Below are 17,440 nucleotides of genomic sequence, written 5' to 3' on the forward strand. Positions count from 1 at the left end.
CCACCAAAGTCGGCCGGCGACGCGCGCAGCCGCGCATAAAAACAAAATGACCCACACAGGAGACAACCGTGGGAGACATCGACTTTCAGGCGATGGAGTTCGCCTATGAAAAACACGCCGACCAGGCCGCCGCGACGCAGGCGCGCCATCCCGTGGTGGTGGTGGGCGCCGGCCCGGTCGGCCTGACCACGGCGCTGGACCTGGCGCGCCAGGGCGTGCGGGTGGTGGTGCTGGACGACGACTACCGCCTGTCCACCGGCTCGCGCGCCATCTGCTTTTCCAAGCGCACCCTGGAAATCTGGGACCGCCTCGGCGTCGGCCAGCGCATGGTCGACAAGGGCGTGTCGTGGAACGTGGGCAAGGTCTTCTTCCGCGACCAGGAGGTCTGGCGCTTCGACCTGCTGCCGGAACCCGGCCACCGCCGCCCCGCCTTCATCAACCTGCAGCAGTACTACGCCGAAGGCTACCTGTACGAGCAGGCGCGCCAGGAACCGAACATCGACCTGCGCTGGAAGAACAAGGTGGTGGGCCTGGAACAGGCCGGCGACGGCGTGGTGCTGTCGATCGACACCCCCGAAGGCGGCTACGCGCTGCGCGCCGATTGGCTGGTGGCCTGTGACGGCGCGCGCTCGCCGGTGCGCAAGCTGATCGGCCAGGAAAGCCATGGCCGCATCTTCCGCGACCGCTTCCTGATCGCCGACGTCAAGATGAAGGCCGACTTCCCGGCCGAGCGCTGGTTCTGGTTCGACCCGCCCTTCCACCCGAATCAATCGGTGCTGCTGCACATGCAGCCCGACAATGTCTGGCGCATCGACTTCCAGCTGGGCTGGAACGCCGACCCGGTCGAGGCCGTCAAGCCCGAGAACGTGCTGCCGCGCATCCGCGCCCTGCTCGGCCCGGACGCGCAGTTCGACCTGGAATGGGTCAGCGTCTACACCTTCGCCTGCGAACGCATGGACAAGTTCCGCCACGGCCGCGTGGTGTTCGCCGGCGACTCGGCGCACCGCGTCTCGCCGTTCGGCGCGCGCGGCGCCAACAGCGGCGTGCAGGACGCCGAGAACCTGGCCTGGAAACTGCGCCTGGTGCTGGCCGGCCACGCGCCCGAATCGCTGATCGACAGCTACGCCGCCGAACGCGAGCACGCCGCCGACGAGAACATCCTGAATTCCTCGCGCGCCACCGACTTCATCACGCCCAAGAGCGACATCAGCCGCAGCTTCCGCAATGCCGTGCTGAACCTGGCCCGCACCCATGCGTTCGCGCGCACGCTGGTCAACAGCGGTCGCCTGTCGCTGCCGGCCACCTACGCCGATTCGCCGCTGAACACGCCGGATACCGACGCCTTCTCCGGCCGCATGCGGCCCGGCGCGGTGGCGCTGGATGCGCCGGTGCAGGGTCCGGGCGATTCGCCGTGGTGGCTGTCGCAACTGGACGCCGGTTTCACGCTGGCCCATTTCTGCGGCGACGCCCCGCCCGACACGCAGACGCTGCAGGCCCTGCGGGCGCTGCGACTGGCGGCGGTGCCGGTCAAGCCCGTGCTGGTCGCGGGTCCGGGTTGCGATACCGCGGGCTGGCCGTCCGACCTGGCGGCGGTGGTCGACACCGAAGGCCTGCTGGCCCAGCGCTATGACGCGCTGTCCGGCACCGCCTACCTGATCCGCCCCGACCAGCATATCGCCGCGCGCTGGCGCGCCTTCCAGCCCGACGCGGTGGCGTCGGCCGTCAACCGCGCCATCGGCCGCGCCTGAAGAACCCGGAGGCCTTTTCCATGCTGAACACCGAAACCAACCTGGCCGCGCCGGACGACTTCTACGAAGCGCTGATCGAGGCGCATCGCGATTTGAGCAACGAGCAGAGCCAGGAACTGAACGCCGCGCTGATCCTGCTGCTGGCCAACCACCTGGGCGACATGGCGGTGCTGCGCGAGGCGCTGGCGCAGGCCCGCGCGTCGGTCACGCCGGCGTCGAACCCACCGCAAACGCATTGACGATCAGGGCGCGCAACCACTGGTTGCCGCCATCGCGGTCGTAGCGGCGTTGCCAGTACATATTGGTCTGCAGCGCCGGCACCTTCACCGGCGGCGTCATGTAGCGCAGACCGAATGGCTGGGCGGCGCTGGCCGCCAGTTTTTCGGGCACGGTCGCCAGCAGGTCGGTGGCGCTGACGATGTACGGAACCGCCGAAAAATGCGGCACGCTGAAGTGCTCGGCGAGCGGCACGCCGGCCCGTTCCATGGACTGGTTGACCTGCCCGTAGGGCGCCGCGCGCGACACGATCAGGTGACGCTCGGCGCGGAACGCCTTCAGCCCCATGCCCTGGTGGGCGCTGGGATGCGCCTGGCGAAACAGCGTGGCGTAGCCCTGCCGGAACAGCATGCGCTGCAAGGTGCCCGCCCCCATCTCGTCGAATGCGCCGATGGCCAGGTCGACCCGCCCCGCCTCCATTTCCCGCGGCAGATCGGGGCCCTGCACCCGCACCGAGTCGATGCGCACCTGTGGCGCCACCTGCACGCACACTTCCATCAGCCGCGGCATGAAGTGGATCTCGCCGACATCGGTCATGGCCACGCGAAAGCGCCGCGTGCTGGTGGCGGCATCGAACGCGTCCTGGTCCTGCAAGGCCTGCGACAGCATCGCCAGCGCCTCGCTCACCGGGCCGGACAGGCGCTGCGCGCGCGGCGTGGGCAACATGCCCTGCGCGGTGCGCACGAACAGCTCGTCGCCAAACGCCAGCCGCAGCCGGCGCAGGGCGTTACTCACCGCTGGCTGCGACAGGTCCAGGCGCCGCGCCACGGCGGACAGGTTGCGGTCCTCCAGCAGGTGCTGGAACAGGATCAGCAGGTTCAGGTCGACGTCGCGCAAGTCCGCCATCAGGCACCCCTACTATTCACGAAATTTATAGTTGGTATTTTTGCATTCCCGTAGCCATAGTGGGGGATTTTTCCGACAATGGCATATCGGCACCGGAAATCCGCTCCGGCGCGCCAGGACCAAGACCGCGCGGCCACGCATCGCGCGCCACCCCAGGAGGATTCCATGGAACTGCACTACCAGACCGGTTTCGGCAACGACTGTGCCACCGAAGCCCTGCCCGGCGCGCTGCCCCTGGGCCGCAATTCGCCCCAGCAATGCCCCTATGGCCTGTACGCCGAGCAGTTATCCGGCACCGCCTTCACCGCGCCGCGCAGCGAGAACCGCCGCTCCTGGCTCTACCGCATCCGCCCGGGCGCGCAGCACAAGCCGTTCGAGCCGTTTGCCGGCGTCAAGGGCTGGGAAAGCGCCTTCGGCCACGGCCCGGTCACGCCCAACCAGCTGCGCTGGAGCCCCTTGCCCATCCCCGCCGCGCCCACCGATTTCATCGAAGGCGTGAAGACCTGGGGCGGCAACGGCGGCCCCGATGAGCAAAGCGGCGTCGGCATCCACCTGTATGCCGCCAACCGCTCGATGCAGGGCCGCTATTTCTACAACGCCGACGGCGAGCTGCTGCTGGTGCCGCAGCAGGGCCGCCTGCGCCTGGCCACCGAACTGGGCCTGATCGACCTGGAGCCGCTGGAGATCGCCGTGATCCCGCGCGGCGTGCGCTTCAGCGTGCAACTGCTGGACGACAGCGCGCGCGGCTACATGCTGGAGAACTTCGGCGCCGCGCTGCGCCTGCCCGAACTGGGCCCGATCGGCTCGAACTGCCTGGCCAATGCCCGCGACTTCAAGACGCCGGTGGCCTGGTACGAAGACCTGGAAGGCGACTTCGAACTGATCGCCAAGTTCACCGGCGGCTTCTGGCGCGCCGCGATCGGCCATTCGCCGCTGGACGTGGTCGCCTGGCACGGCACGCACGCGCCGTACAAGTACGACCTGCGCCACTTCAACACCATCGGCTCGATCAGCTACGACCATCCGGACCCGTCGATCTTCACGGTGCTGACCGCCCCGTCCGATACCCCGGGCACGGCCAACATGGACTTCGCCATCTTCCCGCCGCGCATCCTGGCAATGGAAAACACCTTCCGTCCGCCCTGGTTCCACCGCAACGTCGCCAGCGAATTCATGGGCCTGATCCAGGGCGTGTACGACGCCAAGGCCGACGGCTTCGCCCCCGGCGGCGCCAGCCTGCACAATTGCATGAGCGGCCATGGCCCCGACGCCGAGACCTTCGAGAAGGCTTCGCACGCCGACACCAGCAGCGCGCACTACATCCGCGACACCATGGCCTTCATGTTCGAAACGCGGCGCGTGATCCGCCCGACGGCGCAGGCGCTGGCCTCGGTAGAATTGCAGGGCGACTATTACCGGTGCTGGCAGGGCCTGCAGAAGCATTTCGATCCCGCCAAGGCGTGACCGGCCTTTCCGCCGTCACGCCCGCCCACGGCGATGCGCGCAAGCGCATCGCCGTTTGGCTTTGGATTTTTCCGGCGCCCGCCGCGCCCTTACAAACACATTGAACGAGACACTCCCCCATGACCACCGCCATCAACGAAACCCACGACCCGTCCCTCAAGAGCTGGATCGCCAGCGCCAACACCGGCACCTCTGACTTCCCGGTGCAGAACCTGCCCTACGCCGCGTTCCGCCGCAAGGGCTCGCAGGAATCGTTCCGCCCCGGCGTGGCCATCGGCGACCAGATCGTCGACCTGGCCGCGCTGGCCGCCGCCAAGCCCTTCGAAGGCGCGGCCGCCGAGGCGCTGGCCGCCTGCCAGGGCGATAGCCTGAACGCGCTGATGGCCCTGGGCCATGCCCACTGGAGCGCGCTGCGCCTGGCGCTCTCGCGCGCGCTGCGGGATGGCGCCGCGCTGCGCGCCACGGTCGAGCCGCTGCTGGTGGCCCAGGCCGACGCCGAATACACCACGCCCGCCCGCATCGGCGACTACACCGACTTCTACATCTCGGTGCATCACGCCACCGCCATCGGCAAGCAGTTCCGACCCGACAATCCCCTGCTGCCGAACTACAAGTGGGTGCCTATCGGCTACCACGGCCGCGCCTCCAGCATCGGCGTGGACCAGAAGTTCCCGCGTCCGGTCGGCCAGACCCGCCCCGTCAACGAAGGCGAGACGCCGCAGTTCGGCCCGTGCGCGCGGCTGGACTACGAACTTGAACTGGGCATCTTCGTCGGCACCGGCAACGCCCAGGGCGAACGCATCAAGCTGGCGGACGCCGATGCGCACGTGTTCGGCCTGTGCATCCTGAACGACTGGTCGGCGCGCGACATCCAGGCCTGGGAATACCAGCCGCTGGGCCCGTTCCTGTCCAAGAATTTCGCCTCGACCATCTCGCCGTGGATCGTCACCATGGAAGCGCTGGAGCCGTTCCGCACGCAGTGGAACCGCGGGCCGTCCGAGCCGCAGCCGCTGCCGTACCTGGCCTCCGACGCCAACCGTGCCAAGGGCGCCTACGACGTGCAGATGGAAGTGCTGCTGACCACCGAACAATCGCGCGCCGGCAAGCAGGCGCCGGCCCGCCTGTCGCGCAGCAATTTCCGCGATGCCTACTGGAACGTGGCGCAGCTGATCACGCACCACACGGTGAACGGCTGCAATCTGCAACCGGGCGACATGCTCGGCACCGGCACGCTGTCGGGCCCGCAACCGTCGGAAGCCGGTTCGCTGCTGGAACTGAACCACGGCGGCAAGCAACCGATCGAGCTGCCCTGGGGCGAGAAGCGCACCTTCCTGCAGGATGGCGACCAGGTCATCATCCGCGCCGAATGCGTCAAGGCGGGCTATCCGCGCATCGGTTTCGGCGAATGCTCGGGCACGGTGCTGCCGGCGCGGGTCTGAACGACGCCCGTCAGGATCGGGGCGTGGCGGCCGCATCGGTCGTCAACGCCTCGATCTCGTCATCCTTGGCCTGCCACTGCCGGCCCAGCCAGTGGTGGAATTCGGTGCGGAAGGCCTTGTCGCGGCTGTAGTCGCCTTCGCAGAAGGCCGGCGGCACCGGCACTTGGCGCATGCGCACCCGCACCGTGCCCATGCGGCCGCAGGCCATGTCCCAGAAGCTGGGCACACCCGCCGGATAGGCGATGGTGACATCGATCATCGAACGAAAACGCGTGCCCATCGCGTTCAGCGACACCGCCAGCCCGCCCGCCTTGGGCTTGAGCAGGTGACGATACGGGGCTCCCTGCGCGTCGCGCTTGGCCGGCGAAAAGCGCGTGCCCTCGGCAAACACCATCACGCTGGTCGGCACCAGCGAGAATTTCTGGCAGGCGCGGCGCGCGGTTTCCTGGTCCTGGCGTCCCAGGGCGGGATTGCGGCGCAGGTCGGCCTTGCCGTGGCGCTTCATGAAGGGAAAATCCAGCGCCCACCACGCCAGCCCGATCACCGGCACGTAGATGAGCTGCTGCTTGAGGAAGAACTTCAGCAGCGGAATGCGGCGGTTCAACGCGCCCTGCAACACGAAGATGTCGACCCAGGACTGGTGATTGCAGTTGACCAGGTACCAGTCCGCGTAGCGCAGGCCAGTATTGCCGCGCACATCCCAGGGCGCGCGCTGGATGCGCGTGAACCAGGCGGTGTTGACGCTGATCCAGGCCGTGGCGATGCCGTTGAGGACGGGGTCGATGCGGCGCCTGGCCGCCGCGAACGGCAGCGCCAGTTTCAGCAGCGCCATGGGAAACAGCAGCAAGCACCAGAACAGCGTGCTGGCGCCGATCAGGAGCGTGCTGAACACGCCGGTCAGCCAGGCCAGGCGGCCGCGCGGCACGGGCCAACCGCGCCAGCGCGCGGCCGGGGCGGACGCGGGCGCGTCGCTTGCGTCAGCGACAGGGGGCCGGATCGGGCCGGCCAGCGGATCGGGAAAAGTCATGAACGCGAGTGTGCGAGGACTGCCCTGGGGCCGGTTTGAGCGGGATCAAACCGGCCCCAGGCCCGGACGGGGTGAAGTCAAGGCAGGCGGTATTTTTCTTCGCGATAGACCCAACTGGCCCACAGCGCGTGCGCCAGCGCTTCCTTGGTCAGGGCGTCATCCGCCGGTTCAACCGGATCGTAGGTCTCGTCCTGCCCGACCGGCGCGGCGCGGTAGCGGAATTCGCGCGGCGCCTTGGACGGTTCCAGCACCAGCAGCTTGTCCCCTTGCAGGTAGCCGAAGTTGTCGGCGTACTGCATCAGCGCGCGGTTGGGATCGCGTTGCGTCAGGTCGGCGCCCAGCATCGGATTGATGTTGTCCAGTCCGATCAGCGACAGCAGCGTGGGCGCCATGTCGATCTGGCTGACGATGCGCTCGTCCTGGCGCGGCGCGATGCCCGCGCCCAGGATCAGGGCCGGGACCTGGAAGTGCCGCACCGGCACCGGGATCGAGCCGTAGACGCGGGAATCGTGGTCCGCGATCACCAGGAACACGGTGTTGTCCCAGTACGGCGCCTTGCGCGCCTTGTCGAAGAACTGGCCCAGCGCCCAGTCGGCGTAGCGCACGGTGTTGTCGACGCTGGCCGGATCGCCCACCGGCTGGATGCGGCCCGCCGGGTACTCCCACGGCGAATGGTTGCTGACCGAGAACGCCAGCGTGAACACCGGCTTGTCGCCGTCGGCGCGCAGCAGGCGGTCGACCTGGGTGAACATGTCCTCGTCGGACGCGCCCCACGAGCCTTCGAACACCGGGTTCTCGAACTTCGGGCGATCGACGATCTCGTCAAAGCCATTGCCCAGGAAGAAGGCGCGCATGTTGTCGAAGTGCGACTCGCCGCCATAGACGAAACGCGAGCGGTAGCCATGCTTGCCCAGCACCTGCGCCAGCGTGAAGAAGCCCGTCTGCGAGCGCGGCAGCTTGACCACGGCGTCGGCCACGCTGGGCAGGAAGCCCGCGGTGACCGCCTCGATGCCGCGCACCGAGCGCGTGCCGGTGGCGTAGGCGCGATGGAACATCCAGCCTTCCTTGCCAAGCCGGTCGATGTTGGGCGTCAAGTCCTTGCCGCCCAGGCTGCCGACATATTGCGCGCCCAGGCTTTCCTGCAGGATGATCACCAGGTTGAGCGGCTTGTCGCGGCGCACCGTGGCCTTCTGCTCGTGCAGGCTGGGGTAGCGCGGATCCAGCGGCGCACCCGTCAGGCCGGCCTTGTCGCGCACGATGGCGTTCATCTCGTCCACCGGCATCTTCGGATACATCGCGGCCGACGAGCGTTCGTCGCGCATGCGGTAGGCGGCATCGAACACGCTGTAGAGCGAGTTCAGGGCCAGCGAATTGACCATCGCGTCCGAGCTGAACGCGACCTTGGCCGGATTGATGGGGCGATGCTCCAGGGTGCCGCGCGCGCCCAGCACCACCAGCGCCAGGATCGCCAGCGACGCCAGCGGCCGCTTCCACCACGCCAGGAAGGGATCGCGCACGCGCACCGGGAACAGCTTGACCGCCAGCCAGGCCGCCACCAGCAGCACCACCAGCGCGGTGAACAGCACGCCCTTGTAGCCCTGCCACAGCATCGAACCGACTTCCTTCGGATTGAGCAGGTAGATGAAGTACAGGCGGTTCGGGCGCGTGTCGTATTCGGCGATGAACTGCGGCGTGGAGACTTCCAGCAGCACGTACAGCATCCACCAGACGCGGAACCACCAGGCGGTGACGCGCGCCGCCCACGGGCGGTGCCCCAGCCACGGCGAGAACACCGCCGGCAGCGCGATCACCATGGACAGCAGGCAGACGTCGATGCGCAGGCCGCCCAGCAGCACCGGCCACAGGCCGCCGGCCGCCTGGACCCGGTCCCACATCCACCAGGACAGGCCAAGGCGGCTGAGCGTCAGCAGCGCCAGCACGGCCAGGATGAAGCGCAGTGTCAGCCGGCGCATGCGGCGGCCCTCCGACTACCAACGAAACCCCGCGCCGTTGCCGCGCCACGCTTACCGAGCCAAACCATGCCTTGCCATCCGGTGATTGAAAACGGCCAAGATTAACGCGGATTGACGCGCCGCAGCGCCGCCGGGTGGAGTCGCAATGTCGAATACGAGGCCGATGACAACCCTGTCATGTCGTACGACATCTCATTTCTTCAGCATTCGGCGTGGCGGCCGCGCGGGCCTATTGCACCCGGCGCAGGCGCTCGCGGCTGTTGCTCAGGTGGGTGCGCATCGCGGCGCGGGCGCCTTCGGCATCCTGGCGCATGATGGCGCTGTAGATGTCTTCGTGCTCCAGGTTGACGCGCGACAGGTAGGCGGCACGGTCCTCGTGCGCGAACTTGGCCGAATTGATGCGGGTGCGGGGGATGATGGCCGAACCCAGGTGCGACATGAGATCGGCGAAATAACGGTTGTCGGTGGCCTGCGACACCAGCAGGTGGAACTGGAAGTCCGGCGTGATGGTGTCGCCGCCGCTGTCCAGCGCGGCCTTGAAGGCATCCAGCGCGCGGCGCATCTCGGCCAGCTGGGCCTCGCTGCGGCGCACGGCGGCCAGGCCGGCGGCCTCGCTTTCCAGGCAGATGCGCAGTTCCAGCAGCACCAGCACATCGCGCACCGTGGCGATGTCGGCCGGGTCGACGCGAAAATCGCCGCCACCGCTGGGTTCGAGCGCGTAGGTGCCCACGCCATGATGGGTTTCGACCAGGCCCGAGGCCTGCAGCCGCGACAGCGCTTCGCGCACCACGGTGCGGCTGACGCCGAACTGCCGCATGATCTCGGATTCGGTGGGCAGCTTGTCGCCGGGGCGGATGTCGCCGCCGCGGATGCGTTCGGAAATGTTTTCCACCAGGCCTTGCGCCAGGTTCCGTGGACGACGCTGCGGCAGCACGGGGGTATCGACAGGAGCGTTCATCAGGGATTATCCGGAAGCGGTTGCGTGGCGCTTGACTGCAAAAATTCGTGCTTATTATACTTTGGACAAGTTGTACGATAACGTACCAGGCAAGTCCACCCCAACGAGCGTTGCGCCATGAGCCTAGCTGTCGACCGCATGCCTGCCTCCCCCCGTTGTCATCGCTTATTGTTGACCGGCGCCGCCGGCAACCTGGGCCGGGTACTGCGACCGCGCCTGAAGGCCTGCGCCGACGTGCTGCGGGTTTCCGACGTCGCGGCCATGGCGCCCGCCGCCCCCGGCGAGGAAGTCGTGCCCTGCGACCTGGCCGACCCCGCCGCCGTCTCCGAGCTGGTGCGCGGCGCCGACGCCATTGTGCACCTGGGCGGCGTTTCCGTGGAGCGTTCTTTCGAGGAAATCCTGCCGGCCAATATCCAGGGGGTCTACCACGTCTACGAAGCCGCCCGCGTCCATGGCGTGCGGCGCGTGGTGTTCGCCAGCTCCAACCACGTCATCGGCTTCTATGAACAGGGCGCGCGGCTGGACGCCGACACGCCGTTGCGGCCCGATGGCTACTACGGCCTGAGCAAGGCCTACGGCGAGAACCTGTCGCGCTTCTACTACGACCGCTACGGCATCGAGACGGTCTGCCTGCGCATCGGCTCGTCGTTTCCCGAGCCCAAGGATCGCCGCATGATGGTCACCTGGCTCAGCTACGACGACCTGACCGACCTGGTGGTGCGATCGCTGTTCACGCCGAACGTCGGTCACCTGATCGCCTATGGCGCCTCGGCCAACCGCGACAGCTGGTGGGACAACCACCGCGCCGCCGCGCTGGGTTTCGCGCCCAAGGATTCCTCCGAGGCCTTTCGCGCGCAGGTCGAGGCGCAAGCGCCCCTGCCCGCCGACGATCCCGCCGGACGCTTCCAGGGCGGCGCCTTCGTCAAGGCCGGCCCCTTCCCCTTTCCCCCGCGCTGATTTCGTCCCCGGCCCATCATGGCGACCCACGCTGAACGCATCGGAACCCTGCTCTGCGGCGTGGGCGAAAGCCCGGTGTGGCGCGCCGCCGACCAGGCGTTCCACTGGACCGACATCCCCGGCCGCGCGCTGTGGCGCTGGACGCCCGCGAGCGGCCGGCTCGATCACTGGACGTTGCCGCAGATGGCCGGCTGCATCGCCCCGCGCGGGGACGGCTGGCTGCTGGCGATGGAGGACGGCCTGTATGAATGCGGGCCGCTGGTGGCCGGCCAGGCCTGCCAGCCGTGGCCGCTGGCCCCGGTGCGTCACGACGCGCCCGGCATGCGCTTCAACGACGGCCGCTGCGACCGCCAGGGCCGCTTCCTGGCCGGCACCATGGTCATGGACATGGGCCTGGCGCGCAACGCCGGCAAGCTCTACCGGCACGGTCCCGGCGAGGCACTGGAGGCCATCGTCGACGACCTGATCGTGCCCAACGGCCTGGCCTTCAGTCCGGACGGCAAGACCATGTACCTGTCCGACTCGCACCCGTCGCGGCAGGTGGTGTGGGCCTTCGACTACGACATCGACGGCGGCCCGCTCCGCAACCGCCGCGTCTTCATCCCGAGACTGCCGGCCGGCCGGCCCGATGGCGCCGCGGTCGACGCCGACGGCTGCTACTGGATCTGCGGCAACGAGGCCGGCCGCATCTACCGCTACACGCCGGACGGCCGCCTTGACCGCAGCCTGGAGGTGCCGGCCGCCCGCGTCGCCATGTGCGCGTTCGGCGGCCCCGACCTGGACCTGCTGCTGGTCACTTCGATCCGCCCCGCCGATGCCGCCCCCGATTCCATCGCCGGCGCCGTCTTCATCCTGCGCCCCGGCGCGCGGGGCCTGGAGGAAACCGCAAGCGCCGGTTAGCACCCGACCGTGGCGCCCCAAGCGCCCACGCACGAGTAGTGAGCAGGTCCGTACACATCGAAGAGCTTCGGGGCCGCAACGGCCCTCAACGAAACGCCGTACTCCCAACCGGAGGTAGACATGTTGCGCCCGACCCTGACCCGCGCCATCCTGGCCGCGGCCGCCTTGCTGACGCTGATTCCCGCCACCCATGCCGCCGAGCTGCGTTCGGCGGACATCCATCCCGACGATTACCCCACCGTGCAGGCCGTGCGCCAGTTCGGCGAGCTGGTCAAGCAGCGCACCAACGGCCGCATCACCGTCAAGGTGTATGCGGGCGGCGCGCTCGGCAACGAAGACGACTCGATCGAACAGGTGAAGCTGGGCGCGCTGGCCATGGCGCGCGTCTCCAGCGCCGCCATGCACAACATCTGCCAGACCACGCGCGTGCCATCGCTGCCGTTCCTGTTCCGCTCGAAAGAGCATCTGCACAAGGTGCTGGACAGCGAAATCGGCGAACAGATCCTGAAGTCCTGCGAGTCGGCCGGCTTCGTCGGCCTGGCCTGGTACGACAGCGGCTCGCGCTCGATGTACACGCGCAACAAGCCGATCAAGACACTGGCCGACGCCAAGGGCATGAAGATCCGGGTGCAGCAGTCGGACCTGTCGGTGGCGATGGTGGAAGCCATGGGCGGCAACGCCACGCCGATGCCGATGGGCGAGGTCTACACCTCGCTCAAGACCGGGCTGGTGGACGCGGCCGAGAACAACTACCCCAGCTACGAAAGCGCGCATCACTACGAGGTCGCCAAGTACTACGCGCTGACCGAGCACACCATGACGCCGGAAATACTGATCTTTTCCAAGCGCCAGTGGGACAAGCTGTCGGCCGAGGACCAGAAGGTCCTGCGCGAGGCCGCGCGCGAGTCGGTGCCGTACATGCGCAAGCTGTGGGACGAGCGTGAGCAGAAGTCGCGCGCCGTGGTCGAGAAGGCCGGCTCGCAGATCGTCGAGGTGGACAAGGCCTCGTTCCAGGCGGCGATGAAACCGGTGTACGACCGCTTCGTCACCACGCCCGACATGAAAGACCTGGTCGCCAAGATCCAGGCCGTCCAATAAGGAATCCACATGTTGGCTACCTCCACCAATGACCCGGATGTCGCGGCGGGGGGCCGGGCGCATGCCCTGGCTGCCCCGCTGAACGCCTACACCCGGGGCTGCGCCCGGCTGGCGCGGCTGTGCATGTGGACCAGCGTGTTCGGCCTGGCCTGCCTGATCGTCGCGGTATCGCTGCAGATCTTCGGCCGCCATGTGTTGAACAGCACCCCCACCTGGGCCGAGAGCCTGGCGCTGCTGCTGGTGCTGTACGTCACCATGCTCGGCGCCGCCGTCGGCGTGCGCGATGCCGGCCACATCGGCTTCGAATCGCTGGTCGACGCCTTGCCGGCGGCCGGCCAGCGGCGCCTGAAGATCTTCATCCACCTGCTGGTGCTGCTGTTCGGCGCGCTGATGGCGTGGAACTGCGCCCTGCTGGCCGAATCCGTGTGGGCCTACAAGATTCCCAACCTGGGCATTTCCAACGGCTGGAAGTACGTGCCCGCGGCCCTGTCCGGCGTGCTGATCGCGCTGTTCTCGGTCGAGCACGTCATCGCCCTGTTGCGCAACCAAAAGGTGGTACCGGCATGGCGCTGACCCTACTCTCCTTCACCTTCATGGGCTTCCTGGTGATCGGCGTGCCGGTGGCGTTCGCCATCGGGCTGTCGTCGATCACCGCGATCATGTACGAGGACCTGCCGCTGGCGGTGGCCTTCCAGCAGATGACCTCGGGCATGAATGCGTTTTCGTTCCTCGCCATCCCGTTCTTCATCTTCACCGGCGAGCTGATGCTGTACGGCGGCATCGCCGACCGCATCGTGGCGTTCGCCAAGTCGCTGGTGGGCCACGTGCGCGGCGGCCTGGGCATGTCCAACGTGGTGGCCTGCACCCTGTTCGGCGGCGTGTCGGGTTCGCCGGTGGCGGACGTCTCGGCGATGGGCTCGGTGATGATCCCGATGATGAAGCGCGAGGGCTACCACGCCGACTACGCGGTCAACGTCACCACCCACGCGGCGCTGGTGGGCGCGCTGATGCCGACCAGCCACAACATCATCATCTACACCCTGGCGGCGGGCGGCAAGGTGTCGATCGCGGCGCTGATCGCGGCCGGCGTGGTGCCGGCGCTGATCCTGACGCTGTGCAACCTGGCCGCGGCGTATTTCGTGGCGCGCAGCCGCGGCTATCCGGCCGGCACGTTCCCCGGCTGGCACATCGTGGCGCGCTCGCTGGTGGCCGCCCTGCCGGGGCTGTTCGTGGTGGTGCTGATCATCGTCGGCATCCTGAGCGGTGTCTTCACGGCCACGGAATCGGCCGCGGTGGCCGTGCTGTACGCGCTGGCGCTGACGATCTTCGTCTACCGCTCGCTGACCTGGGACCAGTTCGTGCGCGCCGCCAGCAAGGCGGTCAAGACGACCGGCGTGGTGTTGCTGCTGATCGGTATTTCGGCCACCTTCGGCTATCTGATCAGTTTCTACGGCGTGGCCGAGAAGACCGGCGCGCTGATGGCCTCGATCTCCACCAGCCCGTGGGCGATCTTCCTGATGGTCAACATCATCCTGTTCGTGCTGGGCACTTTCCTGGATATGGCGGCGACCATCCTGATCTGCACGCCCATCTTCCTGCCGATCTGCATGCAGTACGGCATGGGGCCGGTGCAGTTCGGCATGGTGATGCTGCTGAACTGCGCGCTGGGCCTGAACACGCCGCCGGTGGGCACCACCCAGTTCGTGGGCTGCGCCATCGGCGGGGTCTCGGTCGGCACGGTGATGCGGACCATCTGGCCGTTCTACGGCGCGTTGCTGGCCGCGCTGGCGCTGGTCACCTACGTGCCGGCGTTCTCGCTATGGCTGCCAGGCCTGCTGCTCAATTGAGCAATCGATACGGAGGCGGGGCGACCGCCCGTCCCGTGCAACACCGGCCAAAAGAACAGCGCGGCCAGCAGCCACATCAGGGCGGCTGACCACAGCGTCTGGCTGAGGAAGTGCGCGCCCTGCAGGATGCGCACGGCTGAAAACGCCAGCCCGGCGGCGATGCCCGCCGCCAGCCCCCACCAGCGCCAACCCGGCCGCCCGACGGCCCAGCCGGCGAAATACAGGGCCAGCAGCGAATAGCCGGCGCCGGCATGGCCGCTGGGCAGCGCGCCGCCGGCCTTGCCACGATCCCAGGTCCACCACGACTGCGGATAGGGGGTGTAGCCGCCCAGCGTGTCCAGGTCGTAGGGCCGCGGCAGCGTGGTGTAGTGCTTGAGCTGGGTGATGGCCAGCTGCCCCGCCATACAGGTCAATGCCAACGCCAGCGCCGGCCCGCGCAGGGAGCGCCAGGCGGGAATGCGATAGCTGGCCGCCGCCACGGCAATGGCCCCCAGTCCGATGCCGATCGGCAGGGCCAGCACCATGCGGTGGCCGATCAGTTCCAGCCAGCGGTTGGTGTGCAACGGGAAATCGTCCAACGCCGGGTTGAACAGGGCGCGCGCGATGGCCAGGTCCCACCCCGACGCATTGGCCCACCAGGCCAGGCACGCCAGGAACAACGTCACGCCCAGCACGTGCGTGGCCAGGTAGGCGGCGGGCGTCGGCCGGGTGGCCGCGGAAGGGGGCAGGGACGACATGTGGGACGCGATGGAGGGCGCTCGGCCGAAGCGGACAGCTTAGGCGGCCGATAGTCGAAAATTCGTCAAATTCCACCCACCGGGGGGAGCCTGGCCCCCGGCGTTGCGCCCCGACTACGCCGTCGCGTCCGCCGCGTTCAGGCGCAGGCTGAAGCGCGTGCCCCGTTGGGGGCCTTCGCGGGAAGAATCCACGGTCAAGGTCCAGCCCTGCATGTCGCAGACCCGCTTGGCGATGGCCAGCCCCAGGCCACGCGCGGTTTCGTCCCGGCCCGCGGCGGCCGAATCCCGCAGCCGCCCGCTGTAGTAGCGGCGGAACAGGAAGGGCAGGTCGCCGGCGTCGATGCCCTTGCCATCGTCGCCCAGCTGCAACACGCCATCCTCGCCCAGGCTGGCGGTCAGCGTGGCGGGCGCGGCATGTTCGATGGCGTTGCGCACCAGGTTGCGCAGCACCGTCAGCAAGGCATAACGGTCCAGAATGCGGATGTGCTCGGGCGGGATGCGGTTGTCGAAACGCAGCTGGGCCACGCCGGCCTGGGATTCATAGCCGCGCCAGGCGTCTTGCATGCAGTCGGCCAGGTCGACCGGCTCCGGCGGACGCATCTGGTCGCGGGCCATGGCGCGCGCGCTTTCAAGACAGACGATGACGTCGTCGACGTTGTCCATGACCCGTGTCAGCCGCTGGCGCTGGTCCGCGGTCAGGTCCTGGGTCAGCAGCATGAGCTCGCTGTCGGAGCGGATCGCCGCCAGCGGGGTGCGGACTTCGTGGCTGAGGTTGCCGGCGAACTCGCGTTCGCGCGCGATCGAGCGGTCGACCTGGTTCTGCACCCGGTTGAAGGCCTCGATCAGCCGGCCGGCCTCGTCGTCGCGCGTCACCGCCAGGTCGGGCGAGCCGGGCGCCCAGGTCGAGAGCCGGTCGGTCAGGTCCAGCAAGGGGCCCACCGCCACCGCCGCCACGCGCCGCGACAGGGCATACGCGCCCACCACGCAGATCGCCCCCACGCCCAGCACGATCAACCCGAAATCGTGCACCCGTTCCTCATTGTCGGTGGCGTCGTACAGCAGGTAGACCTTGCCCGTGCCGGTCTCGGCCACCATCACGTGCCAGGTATAGGCTCCGGGCTCGATCAGGTGCAGGCCGTTGTCCAGGCCGCGTATCTCCTCGGGCATGCCGGCCGGGGCCTCGCCGTCGGCGCCGAGCCAGGCGCGCATGGAGCCGCCCAGCTCACGGGCGCCGTGGCGCGGCAGGAACTGGTCGCTGGTGCGCGCGTGCTGCACCAGGCGGTCCATTTCGGTATTGAGGATGTCGTTGACCAGGTCGTCCTCCATCTGGTCGAACGTCAGGTAGGCGAGCAACGCCAGCGCCGTCACGAACAAGGCCACGGTGCCGGTCAGCGCCCACACCACGCGTTGCGTGAGGGTGCCGCCCCCCGCGAAGCGGCTCATGCGGCGCTCCCGTCGGCGACCAGGCGCCAGCCGGTGCCATGCAGGGTTTCGATGCCGTCGAAGCCGGCGTCGGCCAGCGCGCGACGCAGCAGGTGCACCTGGCTGCGCAGCGCGTCGGAAGACGGCGGTTCGCTGCCCCACAACTGCGATTCCAGTTCCTCGCGCGAGACCACCCGCCCCGGGTCGCGCAGCAGCGCTTCCAGGATGAGGGTCGCCTTGCGCGTCAGGTGGACAGGCTTGCCGCCGATCGACGCCGTGCGGCTGCGGGTGTCGTAGGCCAGGTCGCCGAAAACACGCACCGTGTCCACGGTCGACCCCTTGGCGCGCTGGATCAGCGCGAGCAGGCGGGCCTCGACTTCCAGCAACGCGAACGGCTTGGTCAGGTAGTCGTCGGCGCCGTGCGAGAAACCGGCCAGCTTGTCTTCCAGGCTGTCGCGCGCGGTCAACACCAGCACCGGCACCGGCAGACGCCTGTCGGCGCGCAGCGCGTGCAGCACCGCATGGCCGTCCATGCCAGGCAGGCCGATGTCCAGGATCACGGCGTCGAAACGCTGTTCCTCCAGGCGCTGCAGGCCGGCGGGGCCGCTATAGGCCACGTCCGGCAGGAATCCGCGGGCTTCCAGGAAGGTGTACAGGTTGCCGGCGATGATGTGATCGTCCTCGACGATCAGGATCCGCTGATTCGCGCCCGCCGCGGGACTGGCTGCCATATTCGCATCCCCATCGA

General features: G+C 68.4%; 16 protein-coding genes. 9 read left to right on the forward strand and 7 right to left on the reverse strand.

Annotated elements, in window-relative coordinates; all coding sequences use genetic code 11:
- Positions 1 to 68 precede the first annotated feature (68 nt).
- Complete coding sequence (locus tag ACVN9Z_RS03485; RefSeq protein ID WP_054448304.1) at positions 69 to 1,748, forward strand: FAD-dependent oxidoreductase; 1,680 nt, start codon at positions 69 to 71, stop codon at positions 1,746 to 1,748.
- A gap of 20 nt (positions 1,749 to 1,768) precedes the next feature.
- A complete protein-coding gene (locus ACVN9Z_RS03490) occupies positions 1,769 to 1,987 on the forward strand; it encodes a DUF2783 domain-containing protein (protein ID WP_006385917.1) in 219 nt (72 codons plus the stop codon).
- On the opposite strand, the gene ACVN9Z_RS03495 is transcribed toward ACVN9Z_RS03490, so the two are convergent.
- The gene (locus tag ACVN9Z_RS03495) at positions 1,953 to 2,870 is read right to left on the reverse strand and encodes a LysR family transcriptional regulator (RefSeq protein WP_020926322.1); all 918 of its coding nucleotides are present in this window, start codon (positions 2,868 to 2,870) and stop codon (positions 1,953 to 1,955) included. The two genes, ACVN9Z_RS03490 and ACVN9Z_RS03495, sit on opposite strands and share 35 nt — an antisense overlap.
- Positions 2,871 to 3,035: 165 nt before the next feature.
- On the opposite strand from ACVN9Z_RS03495, the gene hmgA reads away from it, so the two are divergent.
- Both hmgA and fahA read left to right on the forward strand, forming a co-directional pair.
- On the forward strand, positions 3,036 to 4,334 hold the full coding sequence (hmgA, locus tag ACVN9Z_RS03500; RefSeq protein WP_353630819.1) for a homogentisate 1,2-dioxygenase: 1,299 nt from the start codon (positions 3,036 to 3,038) through the stop codon (positions 4,332 to 4,334).
- A gap of 119 nt (positions 4,335 to 4,453) precedes the next feature.
- Positions 4,454 to 5,773 carry a fumarylacetoacetase gene (fahA, locus tag ACVN9Z_RS03505; RefSeq protein ID WP_020926320.1) on the forward strand — a complete coding sequence of 440 codons (1,320 nt, stop codon included), beginning with the start codon at positions 4,454 to 4,456 and terminating at the stop codon, positions 5,771 to 5,773.
- A gap of 10 nt (positions 5,774 to 5,783) precedes the next feature.
- Here fahA and ACVN9Z_RS03510 read toward each other — a convergent pair whose 3' ends face one another.
- The 3 genes from ACVN9Z_RS03510 to ACVN9Z_RS03520 form a co-directional block, all read right to left on the reverse strand.
- On the reverse strand, positions 5,784 to 6,698 hold the full coding sequence (locus ACVN9Z_RS03510) for an acyltransferase (protein WP_054437922.1): 915 nt from the start codon (positions 6,696 to 6,698) through the stop codon (positions 5,784 to 5,786).
- 179 nt (positions 6,699 to 6,877) lie between these two features.
- A complete protein-coding gene (locus tag ACVN9Z_RS03515; protein WP_458213129.1) occupies positions 6,878 to 8,773 on the reverse strand; it encodes an LTA synthase family protein in 1,896 nt (631 codons plus the stop codon).
- A 229-nt stretch (positions 8,774 to 9,002) separates the two neighbouring features.
- On the reverse strand, positions 9,003 to 9,731 hold the full coding sequence (locus ACVN9Z_RS03520; RefSeq protein WP_006385911.1) for a FadR/GntR family transcriptional regulator: 729 nt from the start codon (positions 9,729 to 9,731) through the stop codon (positions 9,003 to 9,005).
- Between the two features lie 117 nt (positions 9,732 to 9,848).
- On the opposite strand from ACVN9Z_RS03520, the gene ACVN9Z_RS03525 reads away from it, so the two are divergent.
- From ACVN9Z_RS03525 to ACVN9Z_RS03545, 5 genes are all read left to right on the forward strand, one after another.
- Entirely contained in the window at positions 9,849 to 10,688 is an 840-nt protein-coding gene (locus tag ACVN9Z_RS03525) for an NAD-dependent epimerase/dehydratase family protein (RefSeq protein ID WP_076467000.1), read from the forward strand.
- A gap of 18 nt (positions 10,689 to 10,706) precedes the next feature.
- Complete coding sequence (locus tag ACVN9Z_RS03530; protein ID WP_200221861.1) at positions 10,707 to 11,588, forward strand: SMP-30/gluconolactonase/LRE family protein; 882 nt, start codon at positions 10,707 to 10,709, stop codon at positions 11,586 to 11,588.
- Positions 11,589 to 11,708: 120 nt separating this feature from the next.
- The gene (locus ACVN9Z_RS03535) at positions 11,709 to 12,686 is read left to right on the forward strand and encodes a TRAP transporter substrate-binding protein (protein ID WP_054505272.1); all 978 of its coding nucleotides are present in this window, start codon (positions 11,709 to 11,711) and stop codon (positions 12,684 to 12,686) included.
- Between the two features lie 9 nt (positions 12,687 to 12,695).
- Entirely contained in the window at positions 12,696 to 13,259 is a 564-nt protein-coding gene (locus tag ACVN9Z_RS03540; RefSeq protein WP_082391896.1) for a TRAP transporter small permease, read from the forward strand.
- Positions 13,250 to 14,533, forward strand: a complete 1,284-nt coding sequence (locus tag ACVN9Z_RS03545) for a TRAP transporter large permease (RefSeq protein ID WP_020926314.1) — start codon at positions 13,250 to 13,252, stop codon at positions 14,531 to 14,533. The genes ACVN9Z_RS03540 and ACVN9Z_RS03545 overlap by 10 nt, the downstream gene beginning before the upstream one ends.
- On the opposite strand, the gene ACVN9Z_RS03550 is transcribed toward ACVN9Z_RS03545, so the two are convergent.
- From ACVN9Z_RS03550 to ACVN9Z_RS03560, 3 genes are all read right to left on the reverse strand, one after another.
- The gene (locus ACVN9Z_RS03550) at positions 14,485 to 15,270 is read right to left on the reverse strand and encodes a phosphatase PAP2 family protein (protein ID WP_458213130.1); all 786 of its coding nucleotides are present in this window, start codon (positions 15,268 to 15,270) and stop codon (positions 14,485 to 14,487) included. The genes ACVN9Z_RS03545 and ACVN9Z_RS03550 overlap by 49 nt on opposite strands.
- A gap of 114 nt (positions 15,271 to 15,384) precedes the next feature.
- Positions 15,385 to 16,713, reverse strand: coding sequence for a sensor histidine kinase (locus tag ACVN9Z_RS03555; RefSeq protein ID WP_054437825.1), 1,329 nt, complete (start codon positions 16,711 to 16,713; stop codon positions 15,385 to 15,387).
- Positions 16,710 to 17,423 carry a response regulator transcription factor gene (locus ACVN9Z_RS03560; protein ID WP_006385903.1) on the reverse strand — a complete coding sequence of 238 codons (714 nt, stop codon included), beginning with the start codon at positions 17,421 to 17,423 and terminating at the stop codon, positions 16,710 to 16,712. Before ACVN9Z_RS03560 ends, ACVN9Z_RS03555 begins: the two co-directional genes overlap by 4 nt.
- Positions 17,424 to 17,440 lie beyond the last annotated feature (17 nt).

The organism is Achromobacter sp. KK8 (assembly GCF_054188005.1).

Coding starts and splice junctions, on each gene's coding strand:
- ACVN9Z_RS03490 (WP_006385917.1), top strand. CDS start 1,769: ATGCTGAACACCGAAACCAACCTGGCCGCGCCGGACGACTTCTACGAA.
- ACVN9Z_RS03495 (WP_020926322.1), bottom strand. CDS start 2,870: ATGGCGGACTTGCGCGACGTCGACCTGAACCTGCTGATCCTGTTCCAG.
- hmgA (WP_353630819.1), top strand. CDS start 3,036: ATGGAACTGCACTACCAGACCGGTTTCGGCAACGACTGTGCCACCGAA.
- fahA (WP_020926320.1), top strand. CDS start 4,454: ATGACCACCGCCATCAACGAAACCCACGACCCGTCCCTCAAGAGCTGG.
- ACVN9Z_RS03515 (WP_458213129.1), bottom strand. CDS start 8,773: ATGCGCCGGCTGACACTGCGCTTCATCCTGGCCGTGCTGGCGCTGCTG.
- ACVN9Z_RS03520 (WP_006385911.1), bottom strand. CDS start 9,731: ATGAACGCTCCTGTCGATACCCCCGTGCTGCCGCAGCGTCGTCCACGG.
- ACVN9Z_RS03525 (WP_076467000.1), top strand. CDS start 9,849: ATGAGCCTAGCTGTCGACCGCATGCCTGCCTCCCCCCGTTGTCATCGC.
- ACVN9Z_RS03530 (WP_200221861.1), top strand. CDS start 10,707: ATGGCGACCCACGCTGAACGCATCGGAACCCTGCTCTGCGGCGTGGGC.
- ACVN9Z_RS03535 (WP_054505272.1), top strand. CDS start 11,709: ATGTTGCGCCCGACCCTGACCCGCGCCATCCTGGCCGCGGCCGCCTTG.
- ACVN9Z_RS03540 (WP_082391896.1), top strand. CDS start 12,696: ATGTTGGCTACCTCCACCAATGACCCGGATGTCGCGGCGGGGGGCCGG.
- ACVN9Z_RS03545 (WP_020926314.1), top strand. CDS start 13,250: ATGGCGCTGACCCTACTCTCCTTCACCTTCATGGGCTTCCTGGTGATC.
- ACVN9Z_RS03550 (WP_458213130.1), bottom strand. CDS start 15,270: ATGTCGTCCCTGCCCCCTTCCGCGGCCACCCGGCCGACGCCCGCCGCC.
- ACVN9Z_RS03555 (WP_054437825.1), bottom strand. CDS start 16,713: ATGAGCCGCTTCGCGGGGGGCGGCACCCTCACGCAACGCGTGGTGTGG.
- ACVN9Z_RS03560 (WP_006385903.1), bottom strand. CDS start 17,423: ATGGCAGCCAGTCCCGCGGCGGGCGCGAATCAGCGGATCCTGATCGTC.